This is a genomic window from Pontibacterium sinense (assembly GCF_015209595.1).
In the GTDB taxonomy this organism is placed as follows: Bacteria; Pseudomonadota; Gammaproteobacteria; order Pseudomonadales; family Balneatricaceae; genus Pontibacterium; species Pontibacterium sinense.
Window position 1 is genome coordinate 24280 of record NZ_JADEYS010000013.1, and the last position, 20178, is coordinate 44457.

15 protein-coding genes are annotated in these 20178 nt (G+C 49.7%); 11 read left to right on the plus strand and 4 right to left on the minus strand.

Features of this window, described 5'->3' with window-relative positions:
• Positions 1–39: 39 nt before the first annotated feature.
• Entirely contained in the window at positions 40–1008 is a 969-nt protein-coding gene (locus tag IOQ59_RS13130) for an SEC-C metal-binding domain-containing protein (protein ID WP_228050894.1), read from the plus strand.
• A 74-nt stretch (positions 1009–1082) separates the two neighbouring features.
• On the opposite strand, the gene IOQ59_RS13135 is transcribed toward IOQ59_RS13130, so the two are convergent.
• Both IOQ59_RS13135 and thiS read right to left on the minus strand, forming a co-directional pair.
• Complete coding sequence (locus IOQ59_RS13135; protein ID WP_304621443.1) at positions 1083–1886, minus strand: thiazole synthase; 804 nt, start codon at positions 1884–1886, stop codon at positions 1083–1085.
• A 70-nt stretch (positions 1887–1956) separates the two neighbouring features.
• Complete coding sequence (gene thiS / locus IOQ59_RS13140) at positions 1957–2160, minus strand: sulfur carrier protein ThiS (protein WP_193953834.1); 204 nt, start codon at positions 2158–2160, stop codon at positions 1957–1959.
• 1007 nt (positions 2161–3167) lie between these two features.
• Between thiS and IOQ59_RS13145 the strand changes: the two genes are divergently transcribed.
• The 9 genes from IOQ59_RS13145 to thiM all read left to right on the plus strand — a co-directional run bounded on the left by IOQ59_RS13145 (position 3168) and on the right by thiM (position 14620).
• Positions 3168–4559 carry an aminotransferase family protein gene (locus IOQ59_RS13145; protein WP_193953835.1) on the plus strand — a complete coding sequence of 464 codons (1392 nt, stop codon included), beginning with the start codon at positions 3168–3170 and terminating at the stop codon, positions 4557–4559.
• A 409-nt stretch (positions 4560–4968) separates the two neighbouring features.
• On the plus strand, positions 4969–6444 hold the full coding sequence (pdxR, locus tag IOQ59_RS13150) for a MocR-like pyridoxine biosynthesis transcription factor PdxR (RefSeq protein ID WP_193953836.1): 1476 nt from the start codon (positions 4969–4971) through the stop codon (positions 6442–6444).
• Between the two features lie 298 nt (positions 6445–6742).
• Entirely contained in the window at positions 6743–7849 is a 1107-nt protein-coding gene (ald, locus tag IOQ59_RS13155; protein WP_193953837.1) for an alanine dehydrogenase, read from the plus strand.
• Between the two features lie 68 nt (positions 7850–7917).
• The gene (gene xsc / locus IOQ59_RS13160) at positions 7918–9681 is read left to right on the plus strand and encodes a sulfoacetaldehyde acetyltransferase (protein ID WP_193953838.1); all 1764 of its coding nucleotides are present in this window, start codon (positions 7918–7920) and stop codon (positions 9679–9681) included.
• A gap of 188 nt (positions 9682–9869) precedes the next feature.
• Positions 9870–10874, plus strand: a complete 1005-nt coding sequence (gene pta / locus IOQ59_RS13165; RefSeq protein WP_193953839.1) for a phosphate acetyltransferase — start codon at positions 9870–9872, stop codon at positions 10872–10874.
• Between the two features lie 497 nt (positions 10875–11371).
• Positions 11372–12574 carry an OprD family outer membrane porin gene (locus IOQ59_RS13170; protein WP_193953840.1) on the plus strand — a complete coding sequence of 401 codons (1203 nt, stop codon included), beginning with the start codon at positions 11372–11374 and terminating at the stop codon, positions 12572–12574.
• A gap of 249 nt (positions 12575–12823) precedes the next feature.
• Positions 12824–13123 (plus strand): DUF6506 family protein, encoded by a 300-nt coding sequence (locus IOQ59_RS13175; protein ID WP_193953841.1) that lies wholly within the window; start codon positions 12824–12826, stop codon positions 13121–13123.
• A 12-nt stretch (positions 13124–13135) separates the two neighbouring features.
• A complete protein-coding gene (locus IOQ59_RS13180) occupies positions 13136–13753 on the plus strand; it encodes a helix-turn-helix transcriptional regulator (protein WP_193953842.1) in 618 nt (205 codons plus the stop codon).
• Positions 13754–13801: 48 nt separating this feature from the next.
• Positions 13802–14620 carry a hydroxyethylthiazole kinase gene (gene thiM / locus IOQ59_RS13185; protein WP_193953843.1) on the plus strand — a complete coding sequence of 273 codons (819 nt, stop codon included), beginning with the start codon at positions 13802–13804 and terminating at the stop codon, positions 14618–14620.
• Positions 14621–14691: 71 nt separating this feature from the next.
• Here the strand turns inward: thiM and IOQ59_RS13190 are convergent, their stop codons facing one another.
• Positions 14692–18510, minus strand: coding sequence for a bifunctional diguanylate cyclase/phosphodiesterase (locus IOQ59_RS13190; RefSeq protein WP_193953844.1), 3819 nt, complete (start codon positions 18508–18510; stop codon positions 14692–14694).
• A gap of 621 nt (positions 18511–19131) precedes the next feature.
• Entirely contained in the window at positions 19132–19323 is a 192-nt protein-coding gene (locus tag IOQ59_RS13195; protein WP_193953845.1) for a hypothetical protein, read from the minus strand.
• Between the two features lie 237 nt (positions 19324–19560).
• Here IOQ59_RS13195 and IOQ59_RS13200 point away from each other — a divergent pair, with 237 nt between their 5' ends.
• Entirely contained in the window at positions 19561–20178 is a 618-nt protein-coding gene (locus IOQ59_RS13200; RefSeq protein ID WP_193953846.1) for a LysE family translocator, read from the plus strand.

Here is a 20178-nt window from a genome sequence, read left to right on the forward strand (position 1 = left end):
ATGAACATTTAAGTATTTGTATCGGAAAAGGATAGCGGATTGAATACTCAAGAGATGTTGGAAATACACAAAAAAGTTGTGATTTCATTGATGGGAGAAGACTGGTTTTCGAAACCAAAGTATCGGATTGATCATCATCCCGCTTATAAAGTGTTTGCAATAGCAGATCAGCTTCAAATTCAGCAGAATATATTGCGTTTCCCTGATAATGAAGAGTTAATTTACTCACTATGTGGCGTTCTTTTAGATTTGGATGTCCTTGTACGATGCAGTGGTACGCCGGTCCATATGACAGACCTTGAAAAGCTTGTACTTAGTGATTTCTCAAACTTTGGCGATGAGCAAGTTCGTTCCAGAATTAGATCTGGAGTACATGATCCAGGTATCTATCTAAGCCTTCAAACTGAGTTAAACCTTGCTTCATGGGCTAATTCGAAAGGCTTTTCGGTAACTCCTTATGAAGAAAATAGTTTCCCTGACTTTAGATTAGACGGACAAGGATTAGAGCTGCCCTGTTTAGTGGAATGCAAAAAACTCTTAGATACAGTAAGTCTTAAGCGAATATCAAAGATTATTGTTAAAGCCAATAAGCAAATAAAGGCTGTCGGGATCAATTGTTTTGGTCTTGTGGTGATTGATGCATCTCTTTTTATTCCTGATCTCCAAGGAAAGGTTGCGAGTGAGCGATTAAAGGAATTAGAAGTCGAGATACAGCATGCTATATCGAGAAGTAATAGCGCGGTGAGTGCAGTGTTGTTGGTTTGGTTAGAGAGATCGATGACAATCCATAACTCAGGTTATGTAGAAGCCTGTTTGAAGCGCAATCAACTTCTTATTCATCATGGTAAGCCTATCAAGGCTCTACCGGAGTCGATGAAATTTGATGGTTATGTTAATGAAGTCTGTATGGGTATAAAGACGCAGAAAAGAATGATGATTGGCCGAAACAATCCCTGTATATGTGGTAGCAATAAAAGATATAAGCATTGCTGCGGTTCTTTGCAGTAAAAGGGGACGGATCTATCAGCGCGTTAGCGATAACAGGTCCGTCCCCTTTATAGCGATATCGGTGTGACTCCGGCTTACTTGGAGCCGATCAGTCCTTCCATCGGTGAAGACGCAGTAGCATAAGATTTACGTGGCATACGACCTGCCAGATAACCCTCGCGGCCACACTCAACCGCTTTGCGCATCGCTTGTGCCATGAGGACAGGGTTCTGTGCATGAGCAATGGCACTATTCATCAAGACACCTTCACAACCCAGTTCCATCGCCAGTGTTGCGTCGGAAGGGGTGCCCACACCCGCATCCACGATGATTGGAACGTTGGCGTTTTCCAGAATCAATTTGATGTTATTCGGGTTACAGATACCCAAGCCAGAGCCGATCGGCGCACCCAATGGCATGACGGCAACACAGCCCATCTCTTCCAGACGTTTCGCAACCAGCGGATCATCGCTGGTGTAAACCATGACCTTAAAACCGTCTTTGATCAGGGTTTCGGCAGCAGCCAGCGTTTCCGTCACGTTTGGATATAAAGTTTTGTCATCACCCAGTACTTCCAGCTTCACCAGATCGTGGCCGTCCAGTAGCTCACGAGCGAGCCGGCAAGTACGTACGGCTTCGTCTGCGGTGTAGCAAAATGCGGTGTTCGGCAGGATGGTGTATTTCTCTGGTGATACGACATCCAGCAGGTTGGGCTCACCCGGGTTCTGGCCGATGTTCGTGCGGCGCAGGGCAACGGTGACGATCTCTGCACCACTGGCTTCGATGGCTTGCTGTGTCTCAGCCATGTCTTTGTATTTGCCGGTACCCACCATCAGGCGAGAGTTAAAGCTGCGGCCAGCGACGATCATCGGATCGTTAAGGGAAATCTCTGTAGTCATGCGTATTACCTGCACTCAAAGGCTCTTTACGAGCGGGGTTTAGGGCTGCGGAAGGGGCTGGGCAGGAGCCTTAGCCACCGCCAATCGCACGTACGATTTCGATGCGATCACCTTCGCGTACACGGGTTTGCGCGTGCAGGCTTCGCGGGATAATTTCGCAGTTAACTTCTACTGCAACGCGCTGGGCACCCAGGTGCAGTTTGTCCAATAGCTCTTGCAGGTTGTTTGCACTGTAGAGCTGCATGCTTTCGCCGTTTACGGTGAGTCGGATCATGTTCTTAGCCTCAGAATCGGCTGTTGGAGTAGCCGATTTGTTTTTATTTTTGGTTGGTGTGTATGTTGGGAGAGAAGAGGGGAAGGGGTTAAGGTCCAGCTTTGTGGACGATATGAGTCCAGCAGGTTGGTGCCAGTGGGCAACATGACCAGCGAGAACATCAATCTCGTAGGTTGGATCGAGCCATAGGCGACACCCAACAAACCCATCTTCAGATAACCTGTGTGTTGGGTGTCGCTTCGCTCGACCCAACCTACGGGCTGATTTTGTGATAGGAGAAAGTTTCGTTAAATCTAAAATAACTTTCGCCGAGTTAAGTGAATAAATAACTTATGTGGGGATTCGTTAAGTGGTTGAGGGGAAGAGCAGAGGCTTTGCAGAGGTTTTGCTGGGATAGCCTTCCGGCTGCCCTACATCGGATCTCATCGCGCCCATGTTATCAGTTGGCACGAAACTCACTCCCCTCTACGCCGCCGAGTATTTCGCAAATAAAACGACTAAAAGCAAATTCTGTCTGGGGCCTCTGGCCGAATTTATTTGCTTCGTTTTATTTGTGAAACGCGCAGGGTACCGGGCTTGTCCGGCAAGTAGCGGGGCCGTGGGGGATTGGTAAGGGGGGCGCGGTTGCACCCCTTGTCTTGCCCTTAAGGGGCGACACCAAAGAAATCCATCAAGATGATCAACTAACTTTTTCCCCTGATTAACAGCGAAAAATTTAAACCTGGCACCAAGCTGTAACCCCTGTAAACCGGAGCTTCAACCAAAACGAAACCCCCATAAAACCTACTGGCATCATGTTTCCCAATCATCTGGTTCTAACTGGTTTTCCTCGATGATCGGTAGCTTATGAGGCATTGAAGGACATCAGGGCACGCCCGGTTTTGTCGTTCGTGAAGATGGGTGGTTTCGATATTCGGAAACACACTTTGAGCTAAGAGTAAGCCGGAAGATGGGAGTGTGACTCCCGCCTCTGCATAAAAATAACAGTACCCTCAGAGGAGGTGAGTATGACTTATAACGCTAACGAATTTGACGCCAAAGAAGTTGTGGGCAACGACCGTAACCACGTTTGGCATCACATTACCCAGCATAAGCCTTTTGAAGAAAATGATCCGATGGTGATCGTTAAGGGTGAAGGCATGCGGGTCTGGGACGCAAAAGGTAACGAGTACCTAGACGCGGTTTCCGGTGCTGTATGGACAGTAAACGTTGGCTATGGCCGTACTGAAATTGCTGACGCAGTACGCGACCAGCTGGTAACCATGAACTACTTTGCACAGACTGCGGGCAACGTACCAGCGGCGCAGTTTGCTGAAAAACTGATCGACAAAATGCCGGGTATGAGCCGAGTTTACTACTCTAACTCCGGTTCTGAAGCGAACGAGAAAGCATTCAAAATCGTTCGACAGATCGCTGAAAAGAAATACGGCGGTAAGAAACATAAAGTGCTGTTCCGTGAGCGTGATTACCACGGTACAACCATTACTGCACTGAGTGCGACGGGTCAGTACGAGCGTAAGAATCAGTATGGACCTTTCACTCCAGGTTTCGTTGAAGTACCACACTGCTGCGAATACCGCGCACAGGATGATGCAGATACCGAAAACTACGGCGTATGGGCTGCAGACCAGATCGAAAAAGTGATTCTGGCTGAAGGCGCGGACACTGTTGGTGCATTGTGCCTGGAGCCAATCACTGCCGGTGGTGGTGTAATTGAGCCACCTCAGGGTTACTGGGATCGCGTCCAGGAAATCTGCAAAAAATACGACATCCTGCTGCACATTGATGAAGTGGTATGTGGCCTGGGTCGTACCGGTAAATGGTTCGGTTACCAGCACTACGGTGTTAAGCCAGACATGGTAACGATGGCAAAAGGTGTTGCTTCCGGTTACGCAGCGATCTCCTGCACCGTGACCACTGAAGAAGTCTTCAACATGTTTAAAGACCCTGAAGACGCTCGTATGGATTACTTCCGTGATATCTCCACCTTCGGTGGCTGTACTGCGGGTCCTGCGGCGGCTCTGGTTAACATGGAAATCATCGAAAATGAAAATCTGCTGGACAACGTTGTAGAGCAGGGCGAGTACCTGCGCGGTCGTCTGAACCAGCTGATGGAAAAATACGACGTTATCGGTGATGTACGTGGTAAAGGTTTGTTCGCGGGCTTCGAGCTGGTGAAAGATCGTGTAACCAAAGAGCCGGTTGATGAAACACTGCCGATCCAGATTGGTGCACACTGCATGCAGAACGGCGTCATCATCGGTCGTACTAACCGCTCTTTCAAAGAGTACAACAACACCGTATGTCTGAGCCCGGCGCTGATAGCGACTCAGGCTGACATCGACAAGATCGTTGATGCAATCGACAACGCGCTTGCGGAGCTGGCTCCTAACGCGTAACGCCTTACCATGAGGTCCTCCGGAGTCTCGGCATTGCTGTTGCCCTGACTCCGGTTTTTTTATCAGGCCTGTGTGATGGGCCGTCTTGCAGCGCCCTTCACTACATCTTTTCTTGAATGAATGATCATTGACTGCAGTCTGCGGTCACTTAAATAAATACGTGCTACATCTGGTAATGACTGGGTGAATCGTATAAAACAAGTTGTTCTCTAATAAAAACAACAAGATAAGAGAATGATGCTGCTGGCAACCAGTGGTAATGATCTATACTGACTCCGTAACGCCTGTTTTCTGCTCTTTGCAGACTTTCTGCTGTTTTAAAGGAACAAAACTTGCAGGAGTACGCTCTCTAATGGATTAGATGGTCAGTACATGAGTGCAAATAATAACGATAACGAAGGCGAAGTAAATGTTTCAGCTATTCCACTTAACGCCAGGCAAAGGTGGCAGCCTGCAGCAACAGCTGAGAGAGCAGATCGCAACGGCGATACTCAACGGAAATATCCCGGTGGATGCTCCGCTCCCATCAAGTCGCAAGCTTGCGCAACAGCTTGATGTGGCGCGTAACACGGTGGTGTTGGCATACGAACACCTGCTTGATGACGGTTACTTAATTGCGCGCGAACGCAGTGGCTATTATGTGAATCCAGATATTCTGTCTGGACAGGTGACGCTGGCCGAGCAACCTGAATCTGATACCCGCGGTGAACCAACGCACCCCCCTATATGGAGTAAGCGTTTTAAGCTGAATCCAACCGATCAGACCAATATTTGTAAACCTCGCGATTGGCAAAAATACGAATACCCATTTATTTATGGTCAGTTCGATGCCTCGCTGTTTCCAACGGTGAACTGGCGCGAGTGCTGCCGTGATGCGGTGAGTGGCCCGTCTATCAGCGACTGGGCGGCAGACCGCTTTGATAATGATGATCCTCTGCTGGTGGAGCAGATTCGGACCCGTTTGCTGCCCCGTCGTGGTGTGTGGGCTTCGTCGGATCAGATTTTGGTGACGGTGGGCGCCCAGCAAGCACTCTATATCCTTGCGCAGTTGCTATTGGATAAACAGAGTACGATTGGTCTGGAAAACCCCGGCTATGTTGATATTCGCAACATCGCCAAGTTGAACCCGTCACAGGTGCGTCCAATTCCCGTCGATAAAGACGGTATGCTGGTGGACGATCGCCTGAAAGGGTGTGATCTGGTATTTACGACGCCAAGTCATCAGTGTCCGACGACGGTGACGATGCCTATCGAGCGACGCTACGAGTTGCTTAAGCGGGCCGATGAAGATGATTTCGTGATCATTGAAGATGACTACGAGAGTGAAACCAACTTTAAGTCTAACCCGATCCCTGCCTTGAAAAGTCTGGATAAAAACGACCGCGTGTTGTACATCGGGAGTTTGTCCAAAACGTTGGCGCCTGGCTTGCGTGTGGGTTATCTGGTGGGGCCTGCGGAGTTTATCCGTGAGGCAAGGGCGTTGCGTCGTTTGATGGTGCGGCATCCCGCTGCGAACAATCAGCGTTCAGTCGCCTTGTTCCTGGAGCGGGGTTATCACGACTCCCTGATCATGAACATCATGCGTAACTATCAGACGCGTTGGCGCGCAATGGATGAAGCGCTGACCCGGCATCTGCCGGAGTCCCATGATCAACCAACGTTCGGTGGCTCCTGTTATTGGGTAAAAGGCCCTGAGGGTCTGGATACTGATGAGCTGCAGAAGCGGGCGAAAGAGGAAAGTATCCTGATTGAGCCTGGGGCGATTCACTTCCTTCAAGAACCCGCACCGAAGAATTATTTCCGTTTAGGGTATTCCTCTATATCCACAGACCGGATCGAACCTGGCATTAAAAAGCTGGCTGAATTGATCCACTCTATGGTCTGATTTGTAACCAGTAAACACCCAAACGACCACCTGGATCAGGTGGTCGTTTTGTTTTGGTTCCATTCTGTAACTTGCTGAAATTGTTAGATTTTTAAATATCCTTTCCCTGTTTTTGTCTCTGGCTCAACCCGTACCTCAAAACTGGTTCTACTGAGAATTGGGCCACCCTCCTAATCTGTTTACCAAGACATTCGTACAGGCATCTGCCGCTTCACTTGATCCTTAGAGATAGGACGTCGGTACGAAACAACCTCTACTACTCATAACGATAAAAATAGAAAAACTGGGAGTGGACAAAATGTTGATCGGTGTACCTAAAGAGATTAAAAACCACGAATACCGTATCGGTATGGTTCCGGCCAGCGCTCAGGAGCTGACGAGCCGTGGTCATCAGGTTGTTGTAGAAACCAACGGCGGTATCGGTATTGGTTTCAGTGATGATGATTACCGCGCAGCAGGCGCAACTATTGCTAACACAGCAGAAGAGATTTTTGCTTCTGCTGACATGATCGTAAAAGTAAAAGAGCCGCAGGCGGTAGAGCGCAAAATGCTGCGCCCGGGTCAGCTGCTGTTTACTTACCTTCACCTCGCACCAGACCCAGAGCAGACCGATGATCTGCAGGCGAGTGGTGCAACTTGTATTGCATACGAAACAGTGACCTCTGACCGCGGTGGCCTGCCTCTGCTGGCGCCGATGTCTGAAGTTGCCGGTCGCATGTCCATTCAGGCCGGTGCGGCATGTCTGGAAAAATCCCGCGCCGGTCGCGGCATGCTGCTGGGCGGGGTGCCAGGCGTAGAGCCTGCAAAAGTCACCATCATTGGTGGTGGTGTGGTGGGCTCAAACGCGGCGCGCATGGCCATTGGTATGGGCGCACAGGTGGTCATTCTGGATCGCTCTGTTGATGTATTGCGCCGTCTTGTATCTGAATTTGGTACGGCTGTGACCACTGTTTACTCCAGCAAAGCATCGCTGGAAGAGCATGTGCTCTCAGCTGATCTGGTGATTGGTGGTGTCCTGATTCCGGGCGCTGCTGCACCAAAACTGGTAACCGCAGAGATGGTCTCCCGCATGAAGCCGGGGTCCGCTGTGGTGGATGTGGCGATCGATCAGGGTGGTTGTTTCGAAACCTCCCACGCGACGACACATCAAGAACCAACCTACATCGTTGATGACGTAGTGCATTACTGCGTTGCCAACATGCCGGGTGCGGTTGCTCGCACCTCCACTCTGGCACTGAACAATGCGACCTTGCCATTTATCGTGTCGCTGGCCGATCTTGGCTGGCAGGAAGCGATTCGCCGAGACCCACATCTCGCGAATGGCCTCAATGTGCACGATGGCAAGATCACCAGCGAAGAAGTTGCCGTTGCTTTAGGGCGTGAGTACACACCTTACAGCGTTTAATTACTCAACCGTTGACGGCGGTGGCCTTTGGCTGCTGCTTATAAAAATAACATTAAGGAATTCCTATTATGGCTCGTATGACTCCTAGTGAAGCGATGGTAGAAACCCTCGTTGCGAACGGTGTTACCGATTCCTTCGGTATCATGGGTTCTGCATTTATGGATGCGATGGACATTTTCACCCCAGCAGGCATCCGCCTGATCCCTGTAGTACACGAGCAGGGTGCTGGCCACATGGCTGACGGTTACTCTCGCGTCTCTGGTCGTCACGGTGTATGTATCGCTCAGAACGGTCCGGGTATCACTAACTTTGTAACTGCAATTGCTGCTGCTTACTGGGCTCACTCCCCAGTAGTATGTATCACTCCAGAAACCGGTACTAACACTCAGTGGTTGGGTGGTTTCCAGGAAGCTCAGCAGCTGCCGTTCTTCGAAACAATCACTAAGTACCAGGTAACTGTTACCAACAACAGCCGTATGGCTGAATACACTGCGCGTTGTTTCGACCGCGCTATGTTGGAAAACGGTCCGACTCAGCTGAACATCCCACGTGACTTGTTCTACGGCGACATCGATTGTGAAATCCCTGAGCCAATTCGCATCGAACGTGCTGCGGGCGGTGAAGAATCTCTGAAAGCTGCTGCAGAATTGCTGGCGAGCGCTGAGTTCCCAGTAATGATCTCCGGTGGTGGTGTTGTACTGGGCGATGCTTACGAAGAAGCAATCGCACTGTCTGAGCAGCTGGGTCTGCCAGTTGTAAACAGCTACCTGCACAACGACTCCTTCCCTGCATCTCACCCTAACTGGTGTGGTCCTCTGGGTTACCAGGGTTCTAAAGCAGGTATGAAACTGTTGGCACAGGCTGACGTTGTACTGGCACTGGGTACCCGTCTGGGGCCTTTCGGTACTTTGCCTCAGCACGGTCTGGATTACTGGCCGAAAGATGCAAAAATCATCCAGGTTGATTGCAACGCTAAGATGCTGGGTCTGGTTAAGAAAGTTGACGTTGGTATCTGCGGCGATGCGAAAGCAGCAGCTAAAGCACTGATGGCACTGATGGCAGACAAAGCACCTAAGTGTCTGGAAAACCGCGAAGCGCGTGCTGAAAAGATCGCAGCTGAGAAAGCGGCTTGGGAAGCTGAGCTGGACGAGTGGATCCACGAGCGCGACGATTACTCCATGGAGATGATCGAAGAGCAGTCCGGTGAAGAAGGCAACTACCTGCACCCACGTCAGGTTCTGCGTGAGCTGGAAAAAGCGATGCCTGCAGACGTAATGGTGTCTACCGATATCGGTAACATCAACTCTGTTTCCAACAGCTACCTGCGTTTTGACCGTCCACGTTCTTTCTTCGCAGCGATGTCCTTCGGTAACTGTGGTTACGCACTGCCAACAATGATTGGTGCAAAAGTTGCGGCTCCAGAACGCCCAGGGATCTCCTACGCGGGTGATGGCGCATGGGGCATGTCCATGATGGAAATCATGACCTGTGTACGTGAAGACATCCCGGTAACTTCTATCGTATTCCACAACCGTCAGTGGGGCGCAGAGAAGAAGAACCAGGTTGATTTCTACAACCGTCGCTTCGTAGCAGGCGAGCTGGAAAACCCAAGCTTCGCAGAAATCGCACGCTCCATGGGTGCTGAAGGTGTAACCGTAGACAAGCTGGAAGATGTTGGTCCTGCACTGACTGCTGCACTGAACGATCAGATGGAAAACCGTAAGACAACTGTTATCGAGATCATGTGTACTCGTGAGCTGGGCGATCCGTTCCGCCGCGACGCACTGTCCAAGCCAGTTCGTCACCTGGAAAAATACAAAGACTTCACATAAGTCTGAGTAATCCAGATCTATAAAACCGGAGGCCATATGGCCTCCGGTTCTTTCCTGACCTAAGCGTTAGGAACTTCTGAATAAACCACTTGCTGCTTGTCTGGTCAGTGTTACACGCCCGTTCTCTGCTCGCGGGCAGTGAGTGGTTTATTCAGAGGCTCCTCTCAATCTACCTAAGGAGTAACCGGATGAAGGCCCTCAATAATATTTTTAAACGTGCAGGTGATGACCCGCGTGCCATTGTTCTGGCTGAAGGTGAAGACCCACGTATTATCGAAGCTGCTGCGACCGCAACCGAGCGCGGTATCGCACGAATCACGTTGCTGGGTAACGTTGCTAACATCCAGTCCAAAGCAGCTGAACAGGGCGTTAGTCTGGCAGGTGTTACGCTGGTTGACCCATCTGAGTCTCCCGCCGCAGATCGATATGCAGCAGAACTGTATCGTTTGCGTCAGGCGAAGGGTATGACCGAAGAGAAAGCCGCTGAGCTGATCTGTGATCCTTTGCACTTTGCCCAGATGATGGTGCACTTGGATGATGCAGATGGTTCAGTGTGTGGTGCGGTGTATACCACGGGTGACACGGTACGTGCGGCGATTCAGATTATTGGTATGGCGCCGAACAGCAGCATGATCTCCAGTTTCTTCCTGATGATGCTGTGCGAATCGTTTCATGAGCTTAAAGGCGGCGTGATCTTCTCAGACTGCGGTCTGGTCATTGATCCCAACGCCGAGCAGCTGGCGCAGATCGCGATGTCCGCATCGAACAGTGCACGCACGCTGTTAAATGAAGATCCAAAAGTGGCGATGTTGTCCTTCTCTACCAGCGGCAGTGCCAAGCATGCTGCCGTAGATAAAGTAGTCGAAGCCACGCGTCTGGTTAAAGAACAGCTGCCTGATCTTGCGATCGATGGTGATGTGCAGCTTGATGCCGCTATCGTGGCAGAAATAGCCGAACGTAAAGTGGCGTCATCAGAAACACATGGTCGAGCTAACGTATTGATTTTCCCGAACCTTGAGGCAGGGAATATTGGTTACAAGCTGGCTGAACGTATTGGTAAAGCAGACGCAATCGGTCCTATTTTGCAGGGTTTGAAAAAACCGGCAAATGATCTGTCCCGCGGCTGCAGCGCCAATGATGTGGTAAATGTCATTGCCATTACGGTGGTGCAGGCGCAAACCGCAGAAGGTTAATGTCTATTACCGAGACGTGACTCTTCGATATGTCCCAAAAGTGATTTCAACTCAATCATTGTTTTCCTATCCGTTCTTTTTAACCCTGCGTTAACTCTATTCGGCATGATGCTGAATTTACCGCTCCTCCTATCCGGGAGGGGCGGGCTTTTCTTTATGCTCTGTCCTGACTTCTGCCTAAAAATACACGTTAAGTCCCGTGTTATCTGCGTTTCAGCGGCGTGAGAAAAAATCATTTCAGAAATATGAACTATGCTACGTATACGTGTTCTGGGGCTCTGGCGCACGGATCTACTGTTTTTTAACAGAAGAATGAGCTCCAGACAGCTTTACGACCTGAAGGGGATGCGCTTTGCCCCTCCTATTTGGTTTGGCTAACGCGTCTGGTGTGTGCGTATTCTGTCTGCACCCCTTCTGCTAAGAGTCCGACACTCTACTTTGACCGGAAAGCCACAACTGACTGAACAACTAACGTGTTGATAGGACAGGATCTGAGTATGGCTAACTTTCCAAAGACTCTGGTAAATAGTGCGGTACTGGTTGCATCCATTGCGACAGTGCCTTTCGTTAGTGCTGCTGATGAGGCTGAGTTTTCGCTCAGTACTCGAACCTTCTACTTTAATCGTGACTTCCGTGAAGGGCCTGAAGACAGGGTTGCGATGGCGCAGGCGTTCAGGGCAGATTATATGTCCCCGACGTTCGCAGAGCGTTTACGAGTAGGATTGACCGGGTTGGTGAATATCAAACTGGATGGTCGAAATAACGATGCAGGTACAGATGTATTGCGCGTCGAAAGTGATGGAGGAACCACGAGCTCGGCTAAGATAGGCCAGGCATTTGTTGACGTTGCAATAACTGATGGCGTCGACGTGCGTGTGGGGCGGGTCATCATGGGGCTGCCGCTGCTAAATGATCCGGATATTCGTTCTACTCCCGGTGCCCATCAGGTAGCGATGCTGACTGGTAGCGTTGATAGTGCGGAATTTTATGCGGTTTATAGTGATGAGGCACGCACCCGGTCAAACCTTTCCTTTGACGAGTTTACCTCCAATGGTGAGGACTACGAGATCGTCGTCGTCGGGGGCGGGTATACGGCTGATAACGGCTTAGGGGTTCATGCGTCCTACGGCTATGCAGATGACTATCAACGCCAGATATACCTGAATGCCAACTACACGTTTGATTTGGGCGATATGAGAAGCCTGTTGTTGGATTTCTATCACTATGATGGCGAAGCAGAAGGGAATCTGTATTCGAATCCTGACTATAACTCCACCATGACGAATATCGCCGCGCGCTATTCGATGGGCAACCTGAAACTGCTGGCATCCTTCCAAACGATCGGAGGGGATTATGCCTATGATTTCGCATGGGGTGGCAGTGACCAGACCCTGCCGGGCGTGTGGAACTCGGTGCAGTTCAATGACTTTAACCGTAAGGATGAAGATTCTTATCAGCTTCGGGCAGACTACGTATTTCCGGGCGTCCCTGGCTTGAAAGGGCTGATCAGGCACGTTGAGGGTACCTATGAGGTTGGTACCACCGAAGTGGATGAAACGGAAACCAACGTAGATATGACCTATACGCTGGCGGACGGTAACTTGCAGGGTATGAGCTTCCGTGTGCGTTACGCCCATATCGAGGCAGATGCGTACAGTGATATCGATGAACTCCGACTGATGATGAATTACACCTTCTAATCGGCCTGATTTGGCTAAATCGCTCCTCCTTTAAGGGGGAGCGCCTTTCTTTTACATTTTTCCTCGCGTTCCCATCTCTGGCATAACTTGCACCGATATGATGCGATTTGGCGGCTAATATAGCTTGTTCTGCTTTGTAAATTGGCTGGCTCTAAAATCCGAAAAGTTCTGGCTCTAATCGATTTCATGTAACCGGTCTTTAATGAACCTATGCCGTTCAAATTATAAGAATACACAATGGAGTGCGACATGCCGTTACAGCGTTATGGTTTTATTGTTAAAAGCGCCGATCTTGAAATGTTTAAACATCATGCCCGCCTACATAGCGAAAACTTTGATATGTCAGTGGCTGGTGTTTCTGATGTATCGCAGGCTGTGTTGGTTGCTCAGGAGATGCTCACCAAAGGTATACAGCTTATTGAGATGTGTGGTGGCTTTTCCGCAGAGGACGCACAGCAAGTACGTGAAGCGATCAACGACCATATTCCCGTAGGCTACGTTCAGTACACAGATGAAGAACGTGCACGCTTACAGCGCGAACTGAGCTAACAGGGCGCGACCATGAAAATCATTATTGCTGATTCATCACCGCTTTATGCATTAGGTGTAGAGCTGGTTATGGGTAAGTCCGGTATTACTGTCGTTTCCCAGATCGTCGAGAGTTTTGACGGTTTGCAGCATGCTGTAGAGCATGTGCAAGGGGCAATGATGATCGTCGTGGATGCCCGTCTTCCGGGGCTTGTTGAACTGGAAGCGCTGGCACGCTTTAAGCAAAACAACAATGCCCGCCTGCTGATGCTCACTGATGATACCGATGTGGCATTGATGCGCCGTGCGCGTATGAGTGGTGTCGATGGTGTTGTCGCCAAAACCGCACCGTTGAGTGAGTTGGGTGAGGCCCTGCGTGAGATTCTCGCGGGGGGTACCTGGCGCTTCAATGAAAAAGTGTCACTGGACCAGTGGGGCGCACAAAAGACCCGCCTTGGGTATGCCCTGTGTCGGTTGTCTAATCAGGAAAACAAGGTCCTGAATCTGGTGAAGTGCGGTCTGCGTAACAAGCAGATCGCTGACAAGATGTCGTTGACTGAACATACGGTCAAAACGCATATGTCTAGCATCCTGCGAAAACTTGAAGTTGAAAACCGAACCCAGCTGGTGGTTGCCTTGCAACAAATTTAGCCGATTGCAGCGCAGGTGCTGCATTCAGATCCGTATCGGAGGCCGTATATGTCAACCGTATTTAAAGTGTTTGATGTTGAGTCCCAGAGCAATCTGGATTACGCGCGTTCTTGCGCAACAATGCTGTCGACCATTGGCCAGCAGAAACCTCGTGTGCAGTGCATTACCAATACTGCTGCCATGGATTTTACTTCTGATATTGTGTTGGCTGTTGGCGCACGACCCTCTCTCACGATGGGTATCGATGAGATTCGTGAGTTTGTTGCCAGCTCCGATGCGCTGAGTATCAATATCGGTACCTTGGACGCAGCACGTAAGGCCGCCATCATTCCCGCGATCGAAACGGCTAATGACTATCAGCGTCCTTGGGTGTTAGATCCGGTTTCCGCGCATGCGTCAGAGAAACGGTGCGAATATGCACGTGAACTGCTTGAGCTAAAACCCACCGTGATCCGTGGCAATATCGCCGAAATTAAAGCATTGGTAGGGCGGGATACGCCCGATGCAGCCTGGATTCTGGCTCAGGAGACGGGCGCTGTTGTCGCGCAGACGGGTGAAGCCGATATTATTACGGACGGGACGAAAGCCCTGATGATTGCAAACGGCGACGAAATGCAGACCCGTGTGTCGGCGATGGGTTGTGCTGCGACCGCGTTTGTTGCGACGTTTCTGGCGGTTAACCGTCGTGCGTTTGATGCGACTGTTCAGGCATTGTTAGCGTTGTCTGTTTCTGGTGAAGTTGCTGCTGCAAAATCTGAAGGTCCGGGCAGTCTGCATATGCATATCCTGGATACCTTATATTCGTTGGATAAAACGTTGCTGGAGCAGCGCGCTCATCTGCTTAAATGTGAAGAAGTTGCTGCCTGATTTCAGATAAAAAACAGTTCATATAACAAAAAAGAGAGCGCTTGCTCTCTTTTTTTCGTTTAGGTGTTTGGCTATATAGTGCTTAGCTGTTGGCGAACATCATCAACTAAGTACTCTAACTCAGGAAGACGTGAGCGTGCTTGTGCAACATCACCACAGCGATATTGATTTTCGATTTCCTGGGCCAATAGGTGGACGTGGTCACGGCGTTCGTCGATATCACGTAACATACTTTCGCTGATCAAATGCTCTTTACGGCATCGTTCGCTCCAAGCGAAACAATGGGAGAGTTGTTGATCCGCAATCGGCCACGCAGGTTCGATCGATGGGTCAGATCTGAGTGCTTGCTCAAATTCCGTAGTCCAGTAATTGAGGGAGAGCAGGAACAGTTCGATCATGGTTTGGCGCTGAGACAGATTGCGCCCCTTAAATGCCTGCCATGCATCAAAGGGTTCAAAGCCCTTCAGCCAAGTGGGGAGCTTTTCTGCAGGCATTGGGCGCGCAATAGCATAGCCCTGTGCGTTTTCACAGCCCATCAGTAGCAGCATCAATCCCTCCCAAACAGTCTCGACACCTTCTGCAATGACATTACGGTCAAATGCTTCGGCAAGCCTGATGACGCCGTCGACGATGCGGAAATCGTCCGGACTCGACATTAGATGGGTGACAAAACTGCAATCGATCTTAATGTTGTCGGCGGTCAGGTTTCTCAGATGCGCTAGTGAGGAGAATCCGGTACCAAAATCATCCAGGGCGAAACTCACGCCCAGGTTGTTTTGACAGCTCTCGATGATCTTATTGATCGCCTGAAGGTTTCCGAAGTCTGTGCTCTCCAGTATCTCCAGCTGAATATACTGCGTATCGATCTGTGGGTATTCGGCCAGACTGACGGTGAGTTCAGACTCAAAGTCTGGAGACAACAGATGAAAGGCGGACACGTTGATACTCACGTCCAGCTTCAAGCCTGCCTTATGCCAGTTGCTGACTTGAAGAAGTGCTTCTTTGATGACCCAATTGCCGATCTCGATTTCAAGGTTTGTACCTGAGATAGCAGGCAGGAAGCTAAAGGGTGGAAGTATTCCTTTTTCGGGATGGTTCCAGCGGATCAAGGCTTCGACACCCCACACTTCGCCGGTACACATGTTCACTTTAGGTTGGTAATAGAGCACAAACTGCTGCTCACGGAATGCCTGTTCAATGTCACGCCGTTTGTTATGCGTCTCTATCAGTTGCTGATCGTCTTTGGCGTTGAACATATCAAAATTGTTCTTACCGCCCAGTTTGACTCGATACATTGCCTGGTCTGCATGGCGGAGTAGGGTATCAATGTCTACCTGATCGTGTGGGTAGATAGTGATCCCGCTGGAAGCGGTGATATGCAGTTCATGTCCATCGATATAAAACGGTTCGCAGATCGTACTGTGGATGCGGTCCAGAGCTTCACGGCAATCTTCTGTGGAGTGAATATCGCCGATGAGAATAGCAAATTCGTCTCCGCCCAGTCGGGATGCAGTATCTTCATCTCGGATACAGGAGAGAATGCGCTCGGATACCTGGACGAGCAGTTGGTCACCGATGTTATGGCCGTAGTGATCGTTAACCTGTTTAAAGTTATCGAGATCCAGAAAGCAGACAGCGAGCAAGCTGCCGGTTCGATTGCAGCGCGCGGTGGCCTGTTGGAACCGATCTGTTAGCAACACACGGTTAGGTAGCTGGGTCAGTACGTCGTGGTAGGCCATCATCTCCAGTGCCTGCTGTTGGGTTTTCAGCTGGGTGATGTCAGAAAAGATGCCCACGTAGTTCGTGATCTCACCGGAGGTATTGCTAATATCGGAGATCGTGAGCTGCTCGATGTATAACTCACCATCTTTTCTGCGATTCCATATCTCGCCACGCCATGAGCCTTCTCGTTTAAGCTCCTGCCAAAGATCGTTGTAGAAAGACGCATCCTGTTTGCCGGAACTAAGCATGTTCGGATTATTATTGAGGGCTTCTTCCCGTGTGTAGCCGGTGATTTCACAGAATTTCGGATTGACGTCGACGATACGAGCGAGAGCATCTGTGACCATAATGCCTTCTTCTGCTTCATCGAAGACATTGGATAACAGGTTTAACCGGGTATTCGTCCGGGTTTTATCGATCGCCAGCATGGCAAGTCGGGCTGCAAAATCAATGATTTCCAAATCTTGCGCATTGGGTGTTGAGGGTATTGGATGATAGATGGCAAACGTACCAAGAATTTCCCCGTCACCATGCAGAATGGGTTCTGACCAGCATGAGGCCAGTCCCGCCTGCTGGGCCAACTCTGTGTAGGGTGCCCAATAGGGGTGGGTGTTGATGTCTTCTACGATGACGCGTTTCTTTAGAAACGCCGCTGTGCCGCAGCTACCAACGCCGTCACCAATTGCAATACCTTCAACTGCCTCATTGTAGAAATCCGGTAAGTTAGGTGCTGCGCCCATATGCAGATGTTTCTTCTCTTCATCAAGCAGCAAAATACTGCACAGTGCACCACGGCTCGTGTCTTCGATCATGCTGATGATCGACATAAAAATGGTGTCCAGTGGGACGTTCTGGACCAGTTGCTCCAGCACTTTGAGACGTGCAGATTCGAGAATTTCTGTGTGCTTGCGCCGTGAAATATCGGTGACGACACCGATCACCCGGGTAGGGGTGTCGTCTTCTGCTACATGCACAATTTCAGAGACAGCGTGCAGCCATAGCCAATATCCTTTTTTGGTGCGACGACGAAATTCGATCTCTGTGGTTTCGCCGGTTGTCGCGCACGTTTCAAGCATCTCAGTCAGTTGAGCCAGATCGTCTGGATGTACGCCGTTTTTCAAGGTGTCCAGATCGGTCTGGAATTCGTCCCGTTCGTAGTCAAGCAGCGCGGGGTATTCATCGCCCACCCAGATTTCACCACTATTGAGGTCCATTTCAAACCAGCTTTGGCGAGCGGTCCTGAGTGCGAGTTCGGTGTGTTTAAGTGTCGTGGTGAGTGCGGTAGTCCGTTGTTCAACCGCTTGTTCAAGTGTGGCCTGATCCTGTCGTAACTTTCTTACCAGCAGCACAGTGACAACAACCAGCAAGCAAAAAGACAGCCCGGCAATGATATCCAGTAGCAACCAGTATCCGTTACGCCAACCAGACACCGGCGTGACTTCGAGTTTCCACTCGCCATCAGGGACTGCAATGGGTACAGAGATTGGACTATCGCTGATAGGGCTGTCGGACTGGGCCAGCAGCATCGGTATTCCCGAATGTGGGTCGACGCTGAATAGACGATATGCAAGTCCCTGTTCATCCAGGTTGTGGAGCTTGGTATTTTCCAGGACATCAGGAAAACGAATCAAGACGTTGCTGAATCCCCAGAATTGTTGTTTTTGCTCGCGTGTTTCAAGAAAAACGGGTAGTCGTCCGGCAGCCGCGAGTCCTCCTTGTACCAGGGTGAAAGGATCGCTCATGGTGAGCTGTCCGGTCTTCATGGCACGAAATGCTGCTTCATCCCTTCGACTATCTTGCAGTAAGTTGTATCCGAGCGCGCGTTCGTTTCCCTCCAGTGGGTGGGTGTGGCTGATAATGCCGTTTGGCGACAACTGAATGGCTGTAGCGCTTGGATAGTAGTTGAGGAGTTCTGAAGCGACCTGATCGAAGGTTTCAACGTTGCCTTGATTTTGTCGAACGAAGGTTGCAAGCGCATAAGTTGCAGAAAGTGCATGGTCTACGTTCTGTTTGATCTGGCTCGCAAATCCGGTCGCCGTGTTTTTTATCGCGTGGCGTTTCGCCTGATAATGAGCCTGATCGACATAGACGACAGCAGAGACTGATAGCAGAACTGTGACTGCGATCAGCATAGTCAGATAACGTGTGCTATTGGAGAATGACTTCATGAACTCAACATTCCATACCGAGCATGATAGGTACTTTCTGCGTGCTCGCCCGACGGCATAAATTTATTACCAGTTTGGGCGGTTGGGCAGATGGGTGCAAGGCTCTTATAACGACATCGGACAAACTGAGGCTAACGATATCGCGGCAAACTAATTCTTGAATGATATGAAAATAAAACAATATTACTACGTAGAAATTAGCAATTACAGGCTTTGCGGGTAATTATTGAAACGGATTCTAACATTATTTTTGTAGGTTTGAAGCTTTTTAAGGGGGTTGCTTCGGCGCATAGTCCAAATAACACCATGATTTGAAAGGTGCTTGTATAATACATTTAATTTTGTGGGTATTTTTAAATGACAAGACGCTTCACCTATTGCGAGCATCTGCCTTTCGGTGATTTCCTATGGATAGGGATTACGACTATTTATGACTTCAGGCCCGACTTCCGGATTCTTTTGATGGTGGGTGAGGGCTTAGATAAAGAGGGGGTCATACAACGTCTGATAAGGCGTGTGGATATTGCGGGGGGGTAAGGGTGACTAATTTTCATTAGTAACTCTTTTAAGGGGCTGGGCTGGTCTTGGTTGATAGAGACCAGCAAATCAACGTTATCGTGATCAGACGGTTTTGCGAGAATTAATGTGGTAAGCCGGATGAGCAAGAAACGGAAGTCGAATACTTAGCAGCGTCTTGATGCCACTAGAAATCATCTTTGCAACTGAAGTCAATTCACTAATCAGAGCCAGCTTTTGACGTAATTCTGGATCATTACGAAGAATCTGAGCGAGTTGTGTTTCAGCGTTGTTCATGGATATCACCTTGGCGTGCAGATTGGTGTGGTTATATAAGTGGGTTGTATTGTAGGGGCTGACCTTTGGATAAAATAACGAGTTATTCTTGAACTAAAGATTAGAAAAATTCATGTAATTTTCGGGATAGATTTTAGGGGCGAATTTTATAGGTATCAGGTATAGCTGGTGTTATGTATATGGGGATATGATAATTGGCTTCTCGATTTGTAACGTTTACTTTGCTGAATTTCTATCATGACTATTGAAAGTGCAATCTCATTCTTTATCGCGATCCTGATCTTTGGTGTAACACCGGGCCCTGGCGTGTTTGCCATTCTGGCGCGTGCGTTAACCAATGGGGCGAGCAGCTGTGTGTTGTTGGCACTGGGTATGACGATCAGCGATATTCTCTATCTCATCGCCGCGTGTTTAGGTTTGGCTGCTATCGCGACACACTGGTCGGAGCTGTTTACGGTGATCCGTATTGTCGGGGCTGCATATCTGCTTTATCTGGGATGGAAGATGTGGACTGCACCGGTGTCCCTGGATCAGAGCAATAACCGATTGACGCGTTCGGGCATGGCGTTGAGCTTTGTGCAGGGCTTTCTGATCTCCGCCTCTAACCCCAAGGTTATCCTGTTTTATGTGGCTTTCCTGCCGACCTTTATGGATCTGACTGTGCTGAGCAGCGGTGATATTGTATTGGCGTCTGTGCTGACGCTGGTGGCATTGATGATCGGTTTGATGGCTATCGCTGTATTTGCGTCCAAGGCCCGCGGCTGGTTTCGTTCTGAGCGGGCGATGAAGCGTTTAAACCGCGGGGCAGGATCTATTATGGCCAGCGCTGGTGCATATCTGGCATTGCGCAACTAA